Below are 19,477 nucleotides of genomic sequence, written 5' to 3' on the forward strand. Positions count from 1 at the left end.
GCCCGGTAGCAGCGCCCGGCAGCTAGCCCAGCAGCTGGTAAAACGTGACGGTGCGGTCCGTGAGCAGTGGCACTAGCTGCTTCACCACAATATCTTGGTAATGAGTTGAGTCACGGTGTGCTTCGAGCGCTTGCTGGTCGGCGTACTGCTCGTAGAAGAGAAAGTGCGTAGGGTCGGCCGGGTCCTGGTGGCCGAGGTAGAGCAGGTTGCCGGGCTCGTGCTGGCGCACGGCCGCGGTGGCTTGCAGCATGAGCTGGCGCACGGTTTCTTCCTGGCCGGCCTGCGCGCGCCACTCGGCGGCCACGGCAATGATAGCGGAGGGGGTAGGGGACATGGTAAACTTAATTTTAGGGATATTAGCGCTACTGGCTTAGGCCACTCTCACCACCGCCTTACCCGTGTTTTCGCCCGCAAATAGGCCCAGGAAAGCGGCCGGAATTTGGGCGAAGCCTTCAGTAATGGTTTCCTCGCTCTTCAATTGGCCGGCCGCGTACCATGCGGTCAATTGCTTTACGCCCTCGGGCCAGCGGCTGAGGTAGTCGCTCACGATGAAGCCTTGCAGCTTGGTGCTGGTTTTGAGGAGCTTACTCTCCGGGCGCGGGCCCATCGGCGTTTCCGTCGCGTTATAAGTCGAAATCTGGCCGCAGAGCGCAATGCGCGCGTGCTTGTTCAATAGGTCGTACACGGCGTCGGTGATGACCCCGCCCACGTTGTCGAAGTAGCAGTCTACGCCATTGGGAGCAGCGGCGGCCAGCGCCTTAGCAATGTTGGGCGTAGTCTTGTAGTTGATGGCCTCGTCGAAGCCCAACTCTTTCAAATACGCCACCTTCTCCTCGGAGCCGGCGGTGCCCACCACGCGGCAGCCCTTTATTTTGGCCAGCTGCCCCACAATGCTACCCACCGCGCCGGCCGCCCCCGATACTATCACCGTTTCGCCGGCCTGGGGCTGGCAAATGTCGAGCAGCCCGAAGTAAGCCGTGAGACCGGTCATGCCCAGCAGGCCCAGGAAGTAGCTGGCCGGGGCCTTATCGGTCGGCACGCGGGTCAGGGCCGTGGCGTCGGCCACGCTGAACTCCTGCCAGGGCAGGCTGCCCACCACCACGCTGCCCACCGGCAGCGCCTCGCTGTGGCTGGCGATGACTTCGGCCACTACCCCGCCCGCCATCGGCTGGCCCACCTCGAAGGGCGCCACGTACGACTTAGCCGCGCTCATGCGGCCCCGCATGTAGGGGTCTACCGACACGTACAGCGTTTTGAGAAGCACCTGCCCGGCGGCGGGCGCAGGCACCTCGCGGGTTTCAAAGCGGAACTGCGCGGCCGTGGGCATGCCCTGGGGGCGGCTGGCTAGTAAGATGGTGTTGGTAGTCATAAGTAATGCAGTTATAGTCGCCCCGGATGGGGGTAGGAAAATAAAAACGCCCAGGCTCCGCCCGAGCGTTTATTTCAATAAAGCCGGTTACCGGGCTTTAGGCGTGGGTCGTGGTAGTCAGGTTTACCTCAATGTTGCCCCGCGTGGCGCGCGAGTAGGGGCAAATGCCGTGGGCGGCTTCCACCAGCTTTTCGGCCTGCGCCTGCTCAAAGCCGGGCAGGTTCACGTGCAGGTCGGCCGAGATGCCGTAGCCGCCATCTTCGGCCTGGCCGAAGCCGATAAAGGCCTCCACCGATACGTTAGTGAGCTTCACCTGGGCCTGGCGGGCGGCCACGCCGAGGGCACCCTCAAAGCAAGCCGCGTAGCCGGCGGCAAACAGCTGCTCGGGGTTGGTAGCGCCGGCTTTGCCGGGGCCGCCCATCTCCTTGGGCGTGCTCAGGGTAAGGTCGAGCACCTGGTTATCGGAGGTAACGTGGCCGTCGCGGCCCCCAATGGCTTTCGCCTGAGCGGTAAATACTTTGGTGATTTTCATAGTCTTATAAAAAAATGCCTGGCTAAGCCAGACGGGTGAGAATCTGCGTGAGCTGGGTGCGCAAAGCAGCCAGCTCGGTTAGCGAAAGACCTAGCTTATCCAGCAATTGGGCCGGGATGTCGCAGGCCCGCGCTTCGAGCGCCCTACCCCCCGGCAGCAGGCTGATGACGACCGAGCGCTCGTCGCGCGGGTCGCGGCGGCGGCTGAGCCACTGCTGCTGCTCCATGCGCTTGAGCAGCGGCGTGAGCGTACCCGAATCGAGTAGCAGCCGCTCACCCAAGTCCTTCACCGTCAATTGCTCATGCTCCCAAAGTAGCAGCAGTACCAGGTACTGCGGGTAGGTGAGGCCCAGCGCCAGCAAGTAGGGCTGGTACGCCTTCGTGAGCTGCCGCGACACGGCGTAGAACGGAAAGCAGAGCTGGTTTTCCAGCTTCAGCAGGTCGTTCGGCGCGGGGGGGGTAGGGATGGTTGTCATGGCGTTCGGGTGGTAAACGGCATTCGATTGTATAAGGTTTAATTGTGCACAATTTATTTCTATCTGCGCTAGCTGTTCAATACCCAGGCAGGGCCGCTACCAGCGGGAGGGTAGGCGGTTGTTGCACGTAGATGAAGAACGTGATGAGTTGCTAAGTGCCTGGAGCGGGGGTAGAGTCGTAAGCGCCCCACCCCGCGCGGTCTAAAACACGTCGCCCAGATTGAAAAATACGCCCTGTGAGCCCTGAATGCCGAAGGCGTAGTCTACGGCCAGGTAGGTGCTGGTTTTCTTGCTCAGGCACAGGCGCAGGCCGGTGCCCACGCCCGGCGCCACGCGCCCGTAGCCGGTGTAGGGGTTGCGGGCGGTTTCCTCGTTCACGAACACTACCCCCCCCAGCACCCGCGAAGGCGCGAGGTTGAAACGGTACTCGGCCTCGCCATACACGAGGCTCGTGCCCCGGAAGCGCCCCTGAATGTAGCCCCGGCCCGTGACGCTATAGGTATCCCAGCCGGTGGCGGGCAGGTCGAGGTAGGGCGCGGCCTGGCCCAGCGCGAAATCGCCGTAGAGCCAGAGGGCCAGCACGTTGCCGCGCGGCCCGGCGCGCAGGTAGCGCCGGGTGTCCACCTGCGCGAAGCGGTAGGTGGCATCCGAGCCCAGGGCCCGCATATTGGCCCGCAGCGCCAGAAACAGGTAGCTCTCGCCGGCAGCGGGGCGCAGCTGATTATCGCGGGTATCGCGCAGCACCGATACTACCAGCCCCGACGAGGTGGAGCGCCCCGCTACCCCCGGCCGGTAGCCCGATACCGCGTACACCTGCTGCCCGTCGCCGTTCACGGTTGCGATATTCCAATGCGTATCCAGGAAATAGCCGCCGCCCACGTAGAGGTTACCCGCCGGCCCCACGCGGTGGTAGTAGCTCTGGTGGACGCGCAAAAAACTGTAGTTCATCGCAATAGCATCGCCCACGTTCGAGCTGCTGCCCAGGCCGTAGGTCCGCTGTGGGTAGCGCAGCAGGCGGTAGTCGGCCAGCCACAGGCTGTGGTTGTGGCTGGTCCAGAGCGGGCCGTTGAAGGCCAGGATAAGCTGCCGGTTCTGGGTATAAGTAAGCGTGGCCGAGAGGGCCGAGAGGTTGGCCGCGGGCCGCTGAAACGTGTAGCTGGCCGTGAGCGTGGCCAGCAGGCGGGCCTCCAGGGTGTAGGCCACGGCCGGCAGCGGCACAATAGAGTGCGTCTTGGGCTGGCGCGGGCGGACCGAATCAGGGGGGGTAGGGCGCGGGCGGCGGCGCGGCAGCACCCGGCGCACAAGGTCACCCAGGTCTTTGGTGGGGTGGGGCAGCGAGTCGGGGGCCTGGGCTTGGGCGGTGAAAGCCGGCAGGGCTAGCAGCGCCAGCCACAGTATCAAGCGTAATCGTTCGGCAATCATCAATTCGTATGCTATCCCTTCAAGCGGCAGACGCAGCTACCGATTGGATGTTTTAGTGGGAGCATGGCCAAAAAAAGGCCGCCAAAAAAGAGTGCGGGCCGCAAAGGTCGCGTTTATTAGAGGCAGGACTATACCTGCCCGATGGCCCGGCCCTAACCGCCAGCCTAAGCTAGCGGACCACTTGCTGGTTCTCGTTCGCCAGCCGCCGCGCTCTTAGTTTTGATGGCCAACGCCTTAGGCCAAGCTCTGAGAACCCAGATTAGCCCACAAATTTCTGGGAATTACCCCGTTGATTTGGGCTTCGCCTTCTCCACTACCTCTTATGAAACAACTAGCTACTTTTGGGCTTCTCAGCTTGGCGGTGCTGGCCACGCAGGCCCAATCCGCTCCGCCTTCTCCCATGCCTACCCCCCCCCTTGCTACGAGCCGGCCTAAGGCGCTTGTTTCGCCCTACGGCACCCGCACCGACAACTACTACTGGCTCAATGAGCGCGACAACCCCGAAGTGCTCGGCTACCTGAAGGATGAAAACGCGTATTTTGACCAGCAGATGGCCCCGGTCAAAGAGCTGGAGGCTAAGCTGTTCACCGAGATGAAGGGTCGCATTAAGGAGCAGGACGAGTCCGTGCCCTACCGCGACCACGGCTATTACTACTACACCCGTTACGAAACCGGCGGCGAATACCCGCTTTATTGTCGCAAAGCGGGTAGCCTGCAAGGCGCGGAGGAAATCATGCTCAACGGCAACGAGATGGGCCAGGGCCACAGCTACTTCGCCATCGGCGGCTACGAGGTGAGCGACAACAACGAGCTGCTGGCCTTCAGCACCGATACTGTGAGCCGCCGCCTCTACACGCTGCGCTTCAAGAACCTGAAAACCGGCCAGCTCTACCCCGAAAAAATCGTCAACGTGGAAGGTAACGCCGCGTGGGCCGCTGATAACCAGACGGTTTTCTACGCTAAAAAGGACGTAACCACGCTCTTGCCCTACCAGGTATACCGCCACGCGCTCGGCACCGACCCGGCTCAGGATGTGCTCGTGTACGAGGAGAAAGACGACACCTTCGGCCTGCACGTCAGCCGCAGCAAGTCGCGCCAGTACCTGGGCATTGAGCTAAGCAGCGCCTTTTCGTCGGAGTACCGCTACCTCGATGCTGCTACCCCCACCGGCGAGTTCAAGATACTTGCGCCGCGCACCCCCGATTTGCTCTACGAGGTGCAGGATGCCAACGGCAAGTTTTACGTGTTTACCAACTGGGAAGCGCCCAACTTCCGGGTGATGACCGCGCCGCTCGCCAGCCCCGGCCGCGACCAGTGGCAGGAAGTCATCCCGCCGCGCGCCGATGTGTTTCTGGAGCAGATGGAGCTGTTTAAGGACTACCTGGTGCTCAACGAGCGCGCCGAAGGCATTCGGCAATTACGGGTTATCAATTTCAAGGACCAGGTAGGGCGCGTGGTGGATTTCCCCGAGCTGGCCTACACCACCTTTATCGGGGCCAACCCCGAGTTTGATACGCCGCTGTTGCGCTTTACCTACACTTCCTTCACGACCCCCGCCAGCACCTACGACTACGACATGGCCACCCACCAGCTGGCCCTGCGCAAGGAGCAGCCGGTGCTGGGCGGCTTCGACAAGCAGGACTACGTGACCGAGCGCCAGTTCGTGACCGCCCGCGACGGCAAGCGCATCCCCATTGCCATTGTTTATAAGAAGGGCTTCCACAAAAACGGCCAAGGGCCGGTGCTGCAATACGCCTACGGCTCCTACGGCCTCTCGATGGACCCCACGTTTTCGTCGGCCCGCCTGAGCTTACTCGACCGTGGTTTCGCCTACGTACTCTGCAACATTCGGGGCGGGCAGGAGCTGGGCCGCCAGTGGTTTGAGGACGGCCGTATGCTGCGCAAGATGAACTCGTTTACCGATTTTATCGATTGCTCCGAGTATCTTATCAAGGAGAAATACACCTCACCCGCCAAGCTCTTCGCGCTGGGCGGCAGCGCCGGCGGCCTGCTCATGGGCGCGGTTGTAAACCTGCGGCCCGACCTCTACAAGGGCGTTATCGCGGCCGTGCCGTTCGTGGATGTGGTTACCACCATGTCGGACGCCAGCATCCCGCTCACCACCGGCGAGTACGAGCAGTGGGGCAACCCCGCCGACCAGCCCGCCTACGACTACATGCTCTCGTACTCGCCTTACGACAACGTGAAGCCCCAGGCCTATCCTAATATGCTGGTAATCACCGGCCTGCACGATTCGCAGGTGCAGTATTTCGAGCCCGCCAAGTGGGTCGCCAAGTTGCGCGCTACCAAAATTGACCACAATTTATTGGTGCTGCATACCGACATGGAAGCCGGCCACGGCGGCGCTTCCGGCCGCTTTAAGGCCCTGCACGACGTGGCCCGGCAGTACGCTTTTCTGCTCCTGCTATTAGGCCAGAAGGCGCTGTAAAATAGTACGCCCCGTAGGGTGCGGGGCTTGTCCTCGCCCGTCGTTGAACGACTCGCGTTGGTGTCGTTCAGCGACGGGCGGGGACAAGCCCCGCACCCTACTTCGGGTATACATCAACGTAGCGTAGAGGGCGCAGTGGTCGTGTGAGCCGCCGCGTCTTTTTCGTCGGCGCTCAGCTGGGCTTGCAGCTGAAAGGTAACCTGCTCGCAGGCCGCGCTTTGTCGCTGCGCATCAGCCAGCGCGTTTTGAGTGACGGTGAGCCGCCAGTACAGGAAAATAATCAGCCCCAGCGACACGGCCAGGGTAGCGATGAATGCGATATTTTTCATAACTTACTGAAAGACAAGAATAAAAAAACGGTCATGCTGAGCTTGTCGAAGCATCTCCACCGCGGTCGTTAGGATTACTAACTTTCTCGGCGTGGTAGAGATGCTTCGATAAGCTCAGCATGACCGTTCTTTTTTTGCAGCATCAACAACCCGCTAGACTGTCGTGTTCGGGTCGAACTGCTCCAAATAATCAGCCACCCGGCGCACGAACATGCCGCCTAAAGAGCCGTCTACCACGCGGTGGTCATAGCTGTGGCTCAGGAACATAAAGTGCCGCACACCGATGAAGTCGCCCTGCGGCGTCTCAATCACGGCCGGCTTTTTCTTGATAACGCCCACGGCCATAATGGCCACCTGCGGCTGCATGATAATGGGCGTGCCCATGACGTTGCCAAACGAGCCCACGTTGCTCAGCGTGTAGGTGCCGCCTTCGAGGTCTTCGGGCTTGAGCTTGTTTTGGCGGGCGCGGTTGGCGAGGTCGTTCACCTTCTTGCTCAGGCCATTGAGGTTGAGGCGGTCGGCATTGTGAATCACCGGCACGATGAGGTTGCCGGAGGGTAGGGCCACTGCCACGCCCACATTAATATCCTTCTTCTTGATAATATAGTCGCCCTCCACCGATACGTTGATACCCGGAAAGTCCTGAATGGCGCGGGCCACGGCCTGCACGAAAATGGGCGTGAAGGTCAGGTTTTCGCCCTCGCGCTTCTTGTACGCATCCTTGTGCTGGTTGCGCCAGGTCACCAGCTCCGTCACGTCGGCCTCCACGAAGCTCGTCACGTGCGGCGAAATCCGCTTGGAATCCACCATGCGCTGGGCAATCAGCTTGCGCATGCGGTCCATCTCCAGCAATTCCTGGTTGCCGGAGATGGACGGTTTTTTGGGTTCTGGCTTTTGGGTTCCTGGTTCTTGGGCTCTGGTTTCTGGTTGCGCCTTTTGGGCAGCGGAGGGTTCGGTTTTCGGAGCGGGCGCGGCCACCGGCTGCGGGGCCTGCTGGCCGTTGAGGGCCGGGGTAGGCGCGGGGCTGGCGGCCGGTGGGGGGGTAGGAGCCGGCGCAGCCGGCTGCGCGGCCGGCACCAGCGCGGGCTTGCCGGCCGTCACGTGGGCCAGAATGTCCTGCTTGGTCACGCGGCCGTCCTGGCCGGTGCCGGGCAGGCGCTCCAGGTCGGCCATGCCGATGGTTTCCTCGCGGGCAATGCTAAGCACCAGCGGCGAGTAAAAGCGGCCGGGCAGTACCGGGTGCGCCTCGGCGGCGGGCGGCATCGTGGCCGGCGCGCCGGGCTTAGTCGGCGCTATGGGCGCGCCGGGGCCGGGCAGGTAGGGTACGCTTTCGTCGCCGGCCGGGGCGGGGTGCAGCGGCGGAACATTCTCGGGCTCGGTGAAGGGCGGCTCGGCGCTGGCTTCTTGCAGCTCGTCGGGGTTTTCGGGGGGGGTAGGGGCCGTGCCGGCCGCCGTCTCGATGCGGGCAATGGGCGCGCCCACGGCTACCACTTCGCCTTCCTGCACCAGGATTTCGGCCAGGGTACCGGCGTGTAGGGCGGGCACTTCGGTATCTACCTTGTCAGTAGCTACTTCCAGCACCGACTCATCCTGCTCAATGGCATCACCAACTTGCTTGAGCCATTTCAGCACGGTGCCTTCCATGATGGATTCGCCCATCTTGGGCATCGTCATTTCCACTCGGGCCATAATCGGGGGCGGGGGGTCTTAAAAAAGAAGGGTGGGGTAGGGAAGAGAATTGGGACGCAAAGGTAAGCAGCAGCCAAACGCCCCCGCGCGGGCGGGGCGGGCGGGGGCGTTGTCAACTAAATCAGTGCTTGATTACTGGTCGAAGTCAAATGAGTGAGACCAATTGCTGACCTCAACCCTAGGATTTTTCTGGCGCACTGCTTGCTCAAAAGCTTGTAGCTGAACGCTGGGAATTATTCGCACAGACTGTTGCTGGTTGGCTGCATCGAAGTAGCCTATTTTCCAGTAATGCTGATAGCCTACTCTGAACATGGTGAATTTAATTTTATTGACTTGGTTCAGTGGAATTTGCTCCGTACCCAACTTCTTGTACAGGTACAGAGTGCTGGCATCAAAGGCAGTAGCGAAACTGCTGTTAATTACCCTGTAAACAAGCCAAATTCCAACCGGAGCTACTAACAGAATTACTGCCTCGCCCCGTGAAATGGTGGCTGGAGCGCGTAGCTCATTACGCACAGCCTGAGCGTAGATAAAGAGCAAAAAAGGGATAACGACCCAACGTGCCGGCCGCCAGCTAGTTGACAGTGACTTTACAACTTCTTCCATTGTTTTCTTACGCAGTACATCCACTACGGCCGCCCTCTTGCCTACGGGCCAGTCATTCTTCCTCAATTATGCGCAGTATTCATGCCAAGCGCACTCCGCAGTTTCGGTGTCGAATAGCCGAAAATAAGATTTGAAATTCAAGCGTACTATAAACTGCGAAAGAGGTGAAAAGGGAAAAGCGGAGCTAACCAGTTAGCGAAGTAGAGTTGGCATGATTGGTCTAGCGACTCTCAATCGACATAATTGGGGCGTTGGTCGGGGTTTGGGGGGGTGAACGGGCTACCGCGGTCCGCAATGCGTATTTGCGGCCGGCTGTTTGCAAAAGCATCATCAACCAGCCGCCGATGCCTAGGCCGCCGGCGCGGTTAGCATCTCACCTTCCATCTTCTCCTCGTCATGAAATCCTTCTTGTTTGCCGCCCTCGCTTCCGCCACCCTGCTCGCCAGCACCAGCGCTTTTGCCGCCCCTACCCCCGCTAATGACCACGACCGCCGCGACCGCTACGAGTACGACCGTCACGACGACCGCTTCGACCGCGACCAGAATTACGGTTTCGACCGTGACCACCGCGTGTCGATGCAAGAGCGTCGCCACTGGGAAATGGGCCACAACTACGGCTACGCCCAAGACTACCGTGTACGCCGTGAGGAGCACGCCCGCTGGGAAGCCCAGTATCGCCGCTACTAATTCGTCGCACTAAACCTATCGGCCGGCCGGGCATCTAAGTTCTTACAACTGCCGGCCCCAACTACTTTTCTTACCCCCTTCTTTTCTCGTTAAATCTTCTTTTGTTCCATGAAAAAGTTTCTGTTGCCCCTGCTGGCGCTCGCCCTGTCCGCCACCGCCGCCTCGGCCCAAACTGCCCCCGCCCAGCAAGGCGGCGGCCCCCAGCGCACCCCCGACGAAATGGCCGCCCGCCAAGCTCAGGGTCTGGCCAAGCGCCTGAACCTGAGCGCCGACCAGTCAACTAAAGTGCAGCAAATCATGCTGGCCCGCGACCAGGAAATGCAAACCATGCGCGGCCAGATGCAGGCTGGCACCGGCGACCGCAAGCAAATGCGCGAGCAGATGCAAACGATGCGCGCTAAATATGAGGACCAACTCAAGGCCGTGCTCACCCCCGAGCAGTTTACGCAGTACACGACCCTCGAAGGCCAGCGCCGCGAGCGCGGCCAGGCCATGCGCCAGGGCCAGATGCAGGCCAACCCGCAAACTGCCCAGTAACCCGCGTTTAGCCTGAAACACAAACAGCCGGCCGCTCTCGCGGCCGGCTGTTTTTTCATTGCTTGTCAGTACGAGCAGTGCGAAGTACTGACACTTCACTGGTAAATAGCGGTTTTAAAACAGCCCCGTAGTGCGCCGGTGGCTGCTTTTGCGGGCGTGCAGCGGCCCCTGGTGCCGGGCCGAAGCGCGCCCACTGCCGTGCAGAAAGCTGAACACTCCGTTGTCTTGGTGGCTGTGGTAGCGGTAGGTGCCATAGTGGTGAGTGTAGTCGCCGGGTAGCTTGCGCTGGCCGTGGCGCTCGGGGCTGGAGAACCAGAAGGGCCAGCTCGCCGGGCGGGCCGCCGCGGAGCCAACGCTTAGGAGCCCGAGCAGGCAAAGAGAAAGAGCGGTTTTCAACATGAGTTTTTTGCGGAAAAAAGGAGAGAAGCAGTTGGCAGCACCGTGCCACCGCGCTCTAAACTGGCATTCGGCACAAAATCGTATGCGGCGGGCCGGTCGCGGCCCGGGCGGGGGGTAGGGCGTGCAAACAACCCCTGCCGCATGACGTGCGTCTAGGTGCTTGTTTCCATTGCCCCGCCCACCCATGAGCCTTTGGCAAATAATTCAACGCCTGCTGCCCTTCGTGCGGCCGTATCGCCGCCTGGTCGTCAGCACGTTATTGCTCACGCTGGTGGGCTCGCTGGCCGCTCAGGTCAACCCCTTCGTGTTGCGCTATACCGTCGATACGGTGCAGAATTTATTGAATAAAGGCCAGGGTTTGGCCCAGGGCTGGCACATGCTGGTGTGGGTGAGCGTGCTGTTATTAGCCAAAGAATTACTGAATACGGGCATCACATTCGGCCAGAAATACTACGGCGAGAAAATCCGTATCAGCGTGTCGGGTGCGCTGGCCGAGGCCGCCGTGACTAAGATTCTGGGCTACGAGCTGGGCTTTTTCTCGGAAGGCGGCAACCAGACCGGCAAGCTCCAAACGCGCATCGACCGGGGGGTAGAGAGCCTGATGAAGCTGGTGCAAAACTTCTTCATCGACATCCTGCCGCTGTTTGCCAACGCGCTGGTAGCGCTGGTAGTTATGTTCTTGGCTAATAAGTGGGTAGGGCTGGTGGCGCTGTCCATCCTGCCCGTGTATTTCTGGCTGAGCTACCGGCAGGCTGACCGCCTCAACGGCACCCGCCGCATGTTGCGCAGCCTGCGCGAGGAGAAAAACCACGGCCTCATCAGCATCATCGACAGCATCGTGGTCATTAAGAGCTTCGTGCGCGAAGCCTATGAAGGCGACAAGCAGCTTGCCGTGCAAAACCGCCTGGAGGAAGCCCAGCTGACGACCCGCAAAACCAACTTCCGCTACGACGGCCTCAAGTCGTTTTTTGAGCAAATTGGCGTGGTGGCCATCATCGTGCTCACCGCCTACCTCGTGCTGGTGGGCCAAATGAGCATTGGCGCCATCATGTTCCACGTGCTGCTGTTCAACAACGTGTCGGCCCCCATCCGGCAGCTGCACCGCATCTACGACGAGATGAACGAGGCCCTGACCTACGCCGAGGGCTTTTTCGCCATCCTCGACGCCGACGACCAGACCGAGCGCCCCGGCCCGCTGCGCCCCGCGCATTTGGATGGTACGTTCGAGCTGCGCCACGTCAACTTCACCTACCCCAGCGGCACGGCCGCCCTGCACGATGTGAGCATGACCATCGAGGCCGGCAAAACCACCGCGCTTGTGGGTCTCAGTGGCGCGGGCAAGAGCACGATTATCAATCTCTTGTGCGAGTTCTATCGCCCCGATAATGGTGGCGTGTTTCTTGACGGCCTACCCCTCTCCGAATATGACACGCCCGCCCTGCGCCAGCAAATCGGGCTGGTGCTCCAGAAAAACCATATTTTCAAGGGTACCATCGAGGAGAATATCCGCTACGGCAACTTCCACGCCACCCAGGCCGAAATCGAAGCCGCCGCCCGCCAGGCCTACCTCCACGACCAGATTCTGGACCTGCCCAAGGGCTACCAGAGCGACGCCCAGCAGCTCTCGGGCGGCCAGCAGCAGCGCATCGCCATCGCCCGGCTCTTCCTCAAAAACCCGCCCATCATCTTCCTCGACGAGCCCACCGCCAGCCTCGACGCCATCGCCACCGAGCAAATCAAAAACAGCCTCGACGCCATCAAGCAGGGCCGCACGGTAGTCATCATCTCCCACAGCCTCGCCCAAATCGTGGATGCCGACTGCATCTACGTCATGAAAAAAGGCGAAGCCGTGGAGAGCGGCACCCACGCCGAACTCTACGAAAAGCGCGGCACCTACCGCGAGATTTTTGACGCCTCCGCCCGGAGTTTGAACATCGAAAAATTAGCTAAGACGATGGCCGATGATGGGGATGAGGTGCTGGACACGGCGCTGTAACTTTGCTAAATAAATCCTTCTTTTACTTCAACCTGATGAAGTTCATCTTACTATTAGTGATTTTTACTTTGCAAATACAAGTCTCAGTGGCTCAAGATAGTAAGGTGCCTAAAGAAAATTGGTGTATACAAAAAGTAACTGACCAAAGCGGTAATGATGCTTTTATAACAGCTAACCTTGGCTACAAAGACTACGCTTATAAAGCCGATTTTCCTTGGTGCTTGGCAGTCAATATAACTACTATCCATAAATACCCAAACGGTCATCCCACGCATGAGGAAGCCCCCGTCCTAAACGAAACGGAGGATATTATTACACAGGCGCTGCAACGGGTGGGCGCTGTCCAGTATGTGGGCCGCGTAACAGTAAAAGGCTATCGAGAACTGTATTATTTTGTAGCTGACCCAGAGAAGGCGAACGATGCTTTAACTAAGTTGACTAAAAAGCGCCAACCAAGAGCTTGGGAGTATCAGATGAAGGAAGATAAAGGTTGGGACCGAGTGGCACTTTTTTTTGGGCCGAATGCTAAGTGCTTGTAGATTAATTCTTCCTGCACGTTTGTCTCTCATGTTGGAGAAAGAAGTTAGGTGCTTGACCACCTGCTTCTTTGAAACCCCGGTTGTTTCCGCAGCCGGGGTTTCGTCTTTTTAGGGACTTGCCGAGGTGAGGTGGATTAACCGTGCAACAGGCCAAAGATATAGCCGCATCGCACGGTTGAATTACCCAATGGCCACCCGCGTAAACTCGCTTAGTACCAGTCGGCCACTTATGGCGGCGCGCTCCACGAGCAGCGTATCCCAGTGCTCGGTGCCGGCCCACAGGACTTGCTTGAGTTCGCGCATAGCCTCGGGCGAAGAAGTGGCCAAGCGCTGGGCCAGGGCTTGCACGGCCGCATCGAGGGTAGGGAGGTCGGGCAGCACGTCGGCGTAGAGGCCGCGGGCAGCGGCCCACTCGGCCGAGCGAAACTGCGTGGCGTCGATAGCCAACTGGCCGAAGGCGGAGGAACCGATTTTGCGCTCCACGGCGGGGCCGACCACGAAGGGGCCGATGCCCACGGCTAGCTCGCTGAGCTTCACGGCGGCGTGGGTGGTGGCCAGGCAGTAGTCGGTGGCGGCGGCCAGCCCTACCCCCCCACCCACGGCCTTGCCCTGCACGCGCCCGATAATGAGCTTGGGGCAGGTGCGGCAGGCATTGATAACGTGCGCGAAGCCCGAGAAAAACGCTAGTCCCTGCGCCGCATCGGCCACAGCGCGTAGTTCATCGAAGCTGGCGCCGGCGCAGAACGTGCGCTCGCCTTCGCTTTGTAGGATGATAACTTTAGTCGCTTCGTCGTGGCCGGCCTGGGTGATAGCGGCGGCCAGCTGGGCCAGGATGGTACCGGGCAACGAGTTGTGAGCCGGGTGAAAAAACGTAATGGTAGTGATGCCAGTGGCATCGGTCGCAGTGGTGACGTGGCCGGCGGTAAGGGTGCTCATGGGGGGTATGGAAAGACTAAAAAGAACGTCATGCTGAGCTTGTCGAAGCATCTCTACCACGCCATGAGGATTACTAACCCAGCGAAGCGTTAGAGATGCTTCGACAAGCTCAGCATGACGTTCCTTTTTCAATTGAGATTGATAAGGGATTACTCCTGGTTTTTCTTCTTCACCATCGTCAAAATTGTGGCTACGGCCACGGTTTCCTTGGTTTCGTCGGTCACGGTTACGAGCCAGCGCACGATGCCTTTGGCGATGTCGGTTTCGTCGCGCTTTTCTTGGCCTATTTTCTCCTTCACCGTGAGCGTCACGCCGATGGTAGTGCCGGGGTACACGGGCTTGGTGAAGCGGCACTCGTCGAGGCCGTAGTTAAGCAAAACGGGTCCCTTGCGCGGGTCCACGAACATGCCGGCGGCCTTGCTCAAAATGTAGTAGCCATGAGCCACGCGGCCGGTGAAAAGCATGCCTTCCAGCGAAGTAGCATCGACGTGCGCGTAGAAATTATCGCCCGAAATACCAGCAAAGGCGCTGATGTCAGCCTCCGTCACGGTGTGCTTGTGGGTGGTGTAGGTTTCGCCGATTTCCAACTCCTCGAAGTAGCGCTGGAAAGGATGCTTGTCGTATTCTACCGTTTTGGCGCCCGTCTGGTACACTTCCGTAATGGCGGTAAGCATGCTGGGCGAGCCTTGGAGCGCCACGCGCTGCATGAAGTGCTCGACGCCCCGAATTCCGCCCATTTCTTGGCCGCCGCCGGCCCGGCCGGGGCCGCCGTGCACGAGCTGGGGTAGGGGCGAGCCGTGGCCGGTGCTTTCCTTGGCCATCTCGCCATTGAGCACCAGAATGCGGCCGTGGTGAGTGGCCGCACCCAGCACAAACTCCTGGGCCAGGCGCGGGTCGTTGGTAGCCAGCGAGCACACCAGCGAGCCCTTGCCGAGGTTGGCCAGGGCCACGGCTTCAGCGGGGTCGTGGTAGGGCATGAGCGTCACGACGGGGCCGAAGGCTTCCAGCTCGTGGCTATCCAGGTGCTTGAATGGCTGGTCGTTGCGTAGTACGATGGGCGAGATGAACGCGCCCTTGGCCGCGTCGGCCCCGCGCTCCTTGCCCAGAATCTCCACGTGGTCGAGGTCGCCGTACACGATGGGGGTAGTCTTGACCAGCTGGCGCACTTGCTCGCGCAGGCGCTCGGCCTGCTCGCGGCCGGCCAGCGCACCCATGCGCACGCCCTCGGCTTGCGGGTGGCCGATGGTGGTCTGGGCCAACGCTTTACCCAAGGCAATCTGCACGTCTTCGAGCAAGTCGGCGGGTACAATGGCGCGGCGGATGGCGGTGCATTTCTGCCCGCACTTGGCCGTCATTTCCTTGCGTACTTCCTTGATAAAGAGGTCGAACTCGGGCGTGCCGGGCCGGGCGTCGAGCCCCAGCACGGCGGCGTTGAGCGAGTCGGCTTCCAGCGTGAACGGCACCGCTTCGCTGATGATGCGCGGGTGGGCGCGCAGCTTCGCGCCGGTGGCCGCCGAACCGGTGAAGGTGACCACATCCTGGTACGTCACGTGGTCCAGAATACCCTGGCCCGAGCCCACCACGAGCTGTAACGCGCCGTCGGGCAGGATGCCGGAGGCGATAATTTCGCGCACCACGGCCTCGGTGAGGTAGGCACCGGGTACGGCGGGCTTCACCACAGCGGGCATGCCGGCCAGCAGGTTTACCGCGATTTTCTCCAGCATACCCCAAATGGGGAAGTTGTAGGCGTTGATGTGTACCGCTACCCCCTCCTTCGGCACCAGCAGGTGCTGGGCCATAAAAGTGCCGCCCTGCGACAAGCCCACCGGCTCGCCCTCCACGTAAAACGGCTTGTCGGGAAACTTGCGCCGCAGCGAAGCATTGGCAAACAGGTTGCCGATGCCGCCCTCGATGTCAATCCACGAGTCGGCCCGCGTGGCGCCCGAGCGGTAGCTCAGCTCGTAGAAAAGCTCCTTCTTTTCCTGCAAGTGGAAAGCCAGCGCCTTCAGCATCCGGCCGCGCTCGTGGAAGGTCAGGCGGCGCAGCTTGGGGTTACCCACGCGGCGGCCGTAGGCCAGAATCTGCTCAAAATCAAAGCCTTCGGTATTGGCCAGGGCAATAACTTCGCCAGTGCTGGCGTCGCGCAGCTCGTGTGGAGCGGAGCCGCCGGGGGTCCAGCGGCCGAGAATATAGTTTTCGAGGGTAAGCATGTTTGGGGTGGGAGGGTGAGGGGGCAGGCGGGTAGTAGGGAGGGGTGGAGGCGGAACTGTCCTTGCGAACGTAGCGCGGCAATCGCCTCCGAACGACACCCGCGCCGGTCGTTCGGACGTCGTTTGGATGCCATTGCCGCGCAACATGTTCGCAAGGACAACTAACTAATTATCAGCCAACAGCTTATTCTCCTGACTAGTGCGATAAGCCGTGCCCTTAAACAGCGCCAGCCGCAGCCCGTCCTGGTTATGGATGCGCACCTCGTACACGCCAATACGCTGCTTGAGGCCCATTTCTTCGGCCTCGATGATGATATTATCACCGGGCCGGCCGGGCTCCAAATAATCAATGGTGGCACCTAGGCCCACACTCTGGCGGCCGTGGGTGTTGCAGGCGATGGAAAACGCCGTGTCGGCCGCCGCGAACGTGATGCCGCCGTGCACTAGGCCGAAACCGTTGAGCATTTCGGGGCGCACCGGCAGGCGCAGGCGGCAGTAGCCGGGCCGCACTTCTTCCAGCACTACCCCCAGCCAGGCGCTGAACGGGTCATGCTGCGTCAGCCACTGCTGCGCGGTAGCCGCGTAATTCGGCGATTCGGGGGTAGGGCTCATACGGAAAAAAAGGTCTGATTATCCCGCGCCAGCCGGCGCAGCAGCGGGCTGGCGCGGTAGCGGTCCTCATGGTACTCGTGGTAGAGGCCGTCGAGGGTAGCCAGCACCTGGGCCGGACCCAGCGCGTCGGCCCAAGCCAGCAGGCCCTGGGGGTAGTTCACGCCGGTCGTCATGGCCAGTTCCAGGTCCTCACGCGAGGCTACGCGCAGGTACAGCGCGTCGGCCGCCTCGTTGATGAGCATCGCCAATACGCGGTGTAAGATGCTCAAACCCAGCTTAGCATCGCGGCGGGGGGTAGGGGGCACTGCGCCAGGCGCGTAGTCGTAAAATCCCCACCCCGCCTTGCGCCCCAGGTAGCCAGCCGCCAGCAGCCGCTGCTGCGTGAGGGAGGGCCGGTAGCGCGAATCGTAGAAAAAACCGGCGTATACCGCCTCCGTTACCCGGAAATTAACATCGTGCCCAATGAAATCCATCAGCGCGAACGGCCCCATGCGAAAGCCGCCCAGCTCAGTCAGCGCCCAGTCGATGGTAGCCGCGTCGGCGATGCCTTCCTCTAGAATCCGAATAGCCTCGCCGTAGAAAGGTCGCGCCACCCGGTTCACGATGAAGCCGGGTGTATCCTGGGCCAGCACCGGCGTCTTGCCCCAGCTGGTTACCAGCGCTTTCACCTCCTCGGCCAGCCCGGCGCGGGTTTGCGCCGCTGGTACAATTTCGACCAGCCGCATGAGCGGGGCCGGGTTGAAAAAGTGAATGCCGAGAAAGCGCTCCGGCCGCCGGCAAGCCGCCGCAATGGCTGTAATCGAGAGCGAGGAAGTATTACTGGCCAAAAGGCAGTCGGCCGACGCAATTTCTTCCACTTGCTTGAAAACCTGCTGCTTAACCGCTAAATCCTCCACGATGGCCTCAACGACTAAGCCGCAATCGGCAAAGTCCGTCATGGTGCTCGTGAAGTGCAGACGGGCCAGCGTAGCCGCGGCGGCCCCTGCCGTCAGCTTGCCTTTCTCCATCAGCTTGCGCAGGCTGGCTTCGATGCCGGCCCGCGCCTTTTCAAGCGCGGCGGGGTTCTGGTCGAGCAGGCGCACCGGGTGGCCGGCCGTGGCTGCCACCTGCGCAATGCCTGCGCCCATCGCCCCGCTGCCAATAATTCCAATGGTCATGTTTGTTTAGTATTGATTATTAGTCATTTGGCCTTGCGAGCAATGCGAAGCAGTCGTACTCGAACGAAATCGTGCGGGTCTCGTTTGGGTGCGATTACTTCGCGTTGCTCGCAAGGACGGACGACTTATTTATTCCCCGCTAAACATCGGCGGCCGCTTTTCCAGAAAAGCCGCGACGCCCTCGCGGTAGTCGGCGGTCTGGCCAGCGCGCAGCTGGTAGTCGGCCTCAGCACGCAGCTGCTGGGCCACGTCGTTGCCGAAGCTACGGTTGAGTAGGTGCTTGGTGTAAGCCAGGCCCTTGGTGGGCAGCGCGGCAAGCTTGCGGGCCAGCGCGGCCACTTCGTGGTCAAAAGCCTCGTCGGCGAAAACCTTGTAAATCATGCCCATTTGCACGGCTTCGGTGGCGCTCACCTTGTCGCCGAGCAGCATGAGGGCGCTGGCGCGCTGCAAGCCCACGAGGCGTGGTAGGAAGTACGTGCCCCCGCTATCGGGCACCAGCCCTATCTTGCTGAATGCCTGGATGAACGCCGCCGATTCTTTGGCCACTACCACGTCGCAGGCCAGGGCCAGATTGGTGCCCGCGCCGGCTGCCACGCCGTTCACGGCCGCGATAACCGGCTTTTCCAACTCCCGAATTAGCAGCACAATCGGGTTGTAATGCTGGGTTACAATGTCGGCCACATCGAGCGCATTCGGCCCGGTTATCTCCCCCAAGTCCTGCCCCGCGCAAAAGGCCCGGCCGGTACCCGTGAGCACTACGGCCCGTACCTCGCGGTTGTCCTGGCACTCGCGCAAGCGCTGCTGTAAGCTCATTGCCAAGGGTTTGTGAATACTATTGAATACGTCGGGCCGGTTGAGCGTGAGCGTGGTTACGCCGTCGGCGAAGGAGTAAAGCAGGGAGTTGTCGGACATATTTTTAGAAATGAGGAAGTAGGGTGCGGGGCTGGCCCCCGCCCGTCGTTGACCAATTCGGGCGGGTTTCGGGCAACGATGGGTGGGGGTAGGCCCCGCACCCTACCCCCTCATTAATTCAAGCGTGGCATTTAAAATAATCGAACGGCTCGCGGCAGTCATCGCACTGGTAGAGTGCCTTGCAGGCCGTGGAACCAAACTGGCTGACCAGGTGCGTGTTATCCGATTTGCAAAGCGGGCAGCGCACGGCCGTATCCTTCCCAAATAGGTTGAGCACGTGGCCGCTGGCCGTGCCGTCCACGGGTGGCGCGATGCCGTATTCTTCGAGCTTCTGGCGGCCGGCCGCACTCATCCAGTCGGTGGTCCAGGCCGGGCTAAGCTGGTTTTTAATAATCACTTTGGTATGCCCCTCGGCCAGCAGCCGCAGCCGAATGTCGGTAGCAATGGCGCTCATGGCCGGGCAGCCCGAGTAAGTGGGCGTGATGGTAACCGTAATCTGTTCACTATCCAGCTCTACCCCCCGCACAATGCCCAGGTCTAGAATACTGAGCACTGGCACTTCGGGGTCACTCACCTCTTCCAGCAGCTGCCAGATGTGGGCTTCCGTAGGCATGGAGGATG

20 protein-coding genes are annotated in these 19,477 nt (G+C 60.8%); 5 read left to right on the forward strand and 15 right to left on the reverse strand.

The genetic code is table 11. From position 1 onward, the window contains the following. Positions 1-22 precede the first annotated feature (22 nt). From LC531_RS06285 to LC531_RS06305, 5 genes are all read right to left on the reverse strand, one after another. Entirely contained in the window at positions 23-334 is a 312-nt protein-coding gene (locus LC531_RS06285) for a putative quinol monooxygenase (protein WP_223649460.1), read from the reverse strand. A 36-nt stretch (positions 335-370) separates the two neighbouring features. Beyond that, on the reverse strand, positions 371-1,369 hold the full coding sequence (locus LC531_RS06290) for an NADP-dependent oxidoreductase (RefSeq protein WP_223649461.1): 999 nt from the start codon (positions 1,367-1,369) through the stop codon (positions 371-373). A gap of 97 nt (positions 1,370-1,466) precedes the next feature. Further along, complete coding sequence (locus LC531_RS06295) at positions 1,467-1,901, reverse strand: organic hydroperoxide resistance protein (protein ID WP_223649462.1); 435 nt, start codon at positions 1,899-1,901, stop codon at positions 1,467-1,469. Positions 1,902-1,923: 22 nt separating this feature from the next. Next, a complete protein-coding gene (locus LC531_RS06300; RefSeq protein ID WP_223649463.1) occupies positions 1,924-2,376 on the reverse strand; it encodes a MarR family winged helix-turn-helix transcriptional regulator in 453 nt (150 codons plus the stop codon). 201 nt (positions 2,377-2,577) lie between these two features. Next, a complete protein-coding gene (locus LC531_RS06305; RefSeq protein WP_223649464.1) occupies positions 2,578-3,777 on the reverse strand; it encodes a BamA/TamA family outer membrane protein in 1,200 nt (399 codons plus the stop codon). A 343-nt stretch (positions 3,778-4,120) separates the two neighbouring features. Between LC531_RS06305 and LC531_RS06310 the strand changes: the two genes are divergently transcribed. Beyond that, a complete protein-coding gene (locus LC531_RS06310; protein WP_223649465.1) occupies positions 4,121-6,247 on the forward strand; it encodes a S9 family peptidase in 2,127 nt (708 codons plus the stop codon). Between the two features lie 113 nt (positions 6,248-6,360). On the opposite strand, the gene LC531_RS06315 is transcribed toward LC531_RS06310, so the two are convergent. The 3 genes from LC531_RS06315 to LC531_RS06325 all read right to left on the reverse strand — a co-directional run bounded on the left by LC531_RS06315 (position 6,361) and on the right by LC531_RS06325 (position 8,805). Next, entirely contained in the window at positions 6,361-6,576 is a 216-nt protein-coding gene (locus tag LC531_RS06315; protein ID WP_223649466.1) for a hypothetical protein, read from the reverse strand. Positions 6,577-6,729: 153 nt separating this feature from the next. Continuing rightward, a complete protein-coding gene (locus LC531_RS06320; RefSeq protein WP_223649467.1) occupies positions 6,730-8,265 on the reverse strand; it encodes a dihydrolipoamide acetyltransferase family protein in 1,536 nt (511 codons plus the stop codon). A gap of 132 nt (positions 8,266-8,397) precedes the next feature. Beyond that, the gene (locus tag LC531_RS06325; RefSeq protein WP_223649468.1) at positions 8,398-8,805 is read right to left on the reverse strand and encodes a hypothetical protein; all 408 of its coding nucleotides are present in this window, start codon (positions 8,803-8,805) and stop codon (positions 8,398-8,400) included. A gap of 462 nt (positions 8,806-9,267) precedes the next feature. Here LC531_RS06325 and LC531_RS06330 point away from each other — a divergent pair, with 462 nt between their 5' ends. After that, a complete protein-coding gene (locus LC531_RS06330) occupies positions 9,268-9,558 on the forward strand; it encodes a hypothetical protein (protein ID WP_223649469.1) in 291 nt (96 codons plus the stop codon). 108 nt (positions 9,559-9,666) lie between these two features. Beyond that, positions 9,667-10,095 (forward strand): hypothetical protein, encoded by a 429-nt coding sequence (locus LC531_RS06335; protein ID WP_223649470.1) that lies wholly within the window; start codon positions 9,667-9,669, stop codon positions 10,093-10,095. 114 nt (positions 10,096-10,209) lie between these two features. Here LC531_RS06335 and LC531_RS06340 read toward each other — a convergent pair whose 3' ends face one another. After that, on the reverse strand, positions 10,210-10,494 hold the full coding sequence (locus LC531_RS06340) for a hypothetical protein (RefSeq protein ID WP_223649471.1): 285 nt from the start codon (positions 10,492-10,494) through the stop codon (positions 10,210-10,212). Between the two features lie 184 nt (positions 10,495-10,678). Here LC531_RS06340 and LC531_RS06345 point away from each other — a divergent pair, with 184 nt between their 5' ends. Both LC531_RS06345 and LC531_RS06350 read left to right on the forward strand, forming a co-directional pair. Further along, the gene (locus LC531_RS06345) at positions 10,679-12,490 is read left to right on the forward strand and encodes an ABC transporter ATP-binding protein (RefSeq protein ID WP_223649472.1); all 1,812 of its coding nucleotides are present in this window, start codon (positions 10,679-10,681) and stop codon (positions 12,488-12,490) included. Between the two features lie 35 nt (positions 12,491-12,525). After that, positions 12,526-13,029, forward strand: coding sequence for a DUF695 domain-containing protein (locus LC531_RS06350; RefSeq protein WP_223649473.1), 504 nt, complete (start codon positions 12,526-12,528; stop codon positions 13,027-13,029). 180 nt (positions 13,030-13,209) lie between these two features. On the opposite strand, the gene LC531_RS06355 is transcribed toward LC531_RS06350, so the two are convergent. The 6 genes from LC531_RS06355 to paaD all read right to left on the reverse strand — a co-directional run bounded on the left by LC531_RS06355 (position 13,210) and on the right by paaD (position 19,469). Continuing rightward, positions 13,210-13,965, reverse strand: a complete 756-nt coding sequence (locus tag LC531_RS06355; protein ID WP_223649474.1) for an enoyl-CoA hydratase/isomerase family protein — start codon at positions 13,963-13,965, stop codon at positions 13,210-13,212. 149 nt (positions 13,966-14,114) lie between these two features. After that, complete coding sequence (gene paaZ / locus LC531_RS06360; protein WP_223649475.1) at positions 14,115-16,175, reverse strand: phenylacetic acid degradation bifunctional protein PaaZ; 2,061 nt, start codon at positions 16,173-16,175, stop codon at positions 14,115-14,117. A gap of 165 nt (positions 16,176-16,340) precedes the next feature. Then, positions 16,341-16,787: a PaaI family thioesterase gene (locus tag LC531_RS06365; RefSeq protein ID WP_223649476.1), complete on the reverse strand. Its 447-nt coding sequence runs from the start codon at positions 16,785-16,787 to the stop codon at positions 16,341-16,343. Beyond that, positions 16,784-17,944, reverse strand: coding sequence for a 3-hydroxyacyl-CoA dehydrogenase NAD-binding domain-containing protein (locus LC531_RS06370; protein WP_223649477.1), 1,161 nt, complete (start codon positions 17,942-17,944; stop codon positions 16,784-16,786). Before LC531_RS06370 ends, LC531_RS06365 begins: the two co-directional genes overlap by 4 nt. 129 nt (positions 17,945-18,073) lie before the next feature. Then, positions 18,074-18,856, reverse strand: a complete 783-nt coding sequence (locus LC531_RS06375) for an enoyl-CoA hydratase-related protein (RefSeq protein ID WP_223649478.1) — start codon at positions 18,854-18,856, stop codon at positions 18,074-18,076. A gap of 118 nt (positions 18,857-18,974) precedes the next feature. Beyond that, complete coding sequence (gene paaD, locus LC531_RS06380) at positions 18,975-19,469, reverse strand: 1,2-phenylacetyl-CoA epoxidase subunit PaaD (protein WP_223649479.1); 495 nt, start codon at positions 19,467-19,469, stop codon at positions 18,975-18,977. Between the last annotated feature and the right edge of the window lie 8 nt (positions 19,470-19,477).

The organism is Hymenobacter psoromatis (assembly GCF_020012125.1).
Lineage (GTDB): Bacteria > Bacteroidota > Bacteroidia > Cytophagales > Hymenobacteraceae > Hymenobacter > Hymenobacter psoromatis.

Excerpts from the sequence above, each read along its gene's own strand:
- LC531_RS06285 (WP_223649460.1), bottom strand. The coding sequence starts at position 334 with ATGTCCCCTACCCCCTCCGCTATCATTGCCGTGGCCGCCGAGTGGCGC.
- LC531_RS06290 (WP_223649461.1), bottom strand. The coding sequence starts at position 1,369 with ATGACTACCAACACCATCTTACTAGCCAGCCGCCCCCAGGGCATGCCC.
- LC531_RS06295 (WP_223649462.1), bottom strand. The coding sequence starts at position 1,901 with ATGAAAATCACCAAAGTATTTACCGCTCAGGCGAAAGCCATTGGGGGC.
- LC531_RS06300 (WP_223649463.1), bottom strand. The coding sequence starts at position 2,376 with ATGACAACCATCCCTACCCCCCCCGCGCCGAACGACCTGCTGAAGCTG.
- LC531_RS06310 (WP_223649465.1), top strand. The coding sequence starts at position 4,121 with ATGAAACAACTAGCTACTTTTGGGCTTCTCAGCTTGGCGGTGCTGGCC.
- LC531_RS06315 (WP_223649466.1), bottom strand. The coding sequence starts at position 6,576 with ATGAAAAATATCGCATTCATCGCTACCCTGGCCGTGTCGCTGGGGCTG.
- LC531_RS06320 (WP_223649467.1), bottom strand. The coding sequence starts at position 8,265 with ATGGCCCGAGTGGAAATGACGATGCCCAAGATGGGCGAATCCATCATG.
- LC531_RS06330 (WP_223649469.1), top strand. The coding sequence starts at position 9,268 with ATGAAATCCTTCTTGTTTGCCGCCCTCGCTTCCGCCACCCTGCTCGCC.
- LC531_RS06335 (WP_223649470.1), top strand. The coding sequence starts at position 9,667 with ATGAAAAAGTTTCTGTTGCCCCTGCTGGCGCTCGCCCTGTCCGCCACC.
- LC531_RS06340 (WP_223649471.1), bottom strand. The coding sequence starts at position 10,494 with ATGTTGAAAACCGCTCTTTCTCTTTGCCTGCTCGGGCTCCTAAGCGTT.
- LC531_RS06345 (WP_223649472.1), top strand. The coding sequence starts at position 10,679 with ATGAGCCTTTGGCAAATAATTCAACGCCTGCTGCCCTTCGTGCGGCCG.
- LC531_RS06350 (WP_223649473.1), top strand. The coding sequence starts at position 12,526 with ATGAAGTTCATCTTACTATTAGTGATTTTTACTTTGCAAATACAAGTC.
- LC531_RS06355 (WP_223649474.1), bottom strand. The coding sequence starts at position 13,965 with ATGAGCACCCTTACCGCCGGCCACGTCACCACTGCGACCGATGCCACT.
- paaZ (WP_223649475.1), bottom strand. The coding sequence starts at position 16,175 with ATGCTTACCCTCGAAAACTATATTCTCGGCCGCTGGACCCCCGGCGGC.
- LC531_RS06365 (WP_223649476.1), bottom strand. The coding sequence starts at position 16,787 with ATGAGCCCTACCCCCGAATCGCCGAATTACGCGGCTACCGCGCAGCAG.
- LC531_RS06370 (WP_223649477.1), bottom strand. The coding sequence starts at position 17,944 with ATGACCATTGGAATTATTGGCAGCGGGGCGATGGGCGCAGGCATTGCG.
- LC531_RS06375 (WP_223649478.1), bottom strand. The coding sequence starts at position 18,856 with ATGTCCGACAACTCCCTGCTTTACTCCTTCGCCGACGGCGTAACCACG.
- paaD (WP_223649479.1), bottom strand. The coding sequence starts at position 19,469 with ATGCCTACGGAAGCCCACATCTGGCAGCTGCTGGAAGAGGTGAGTGAC.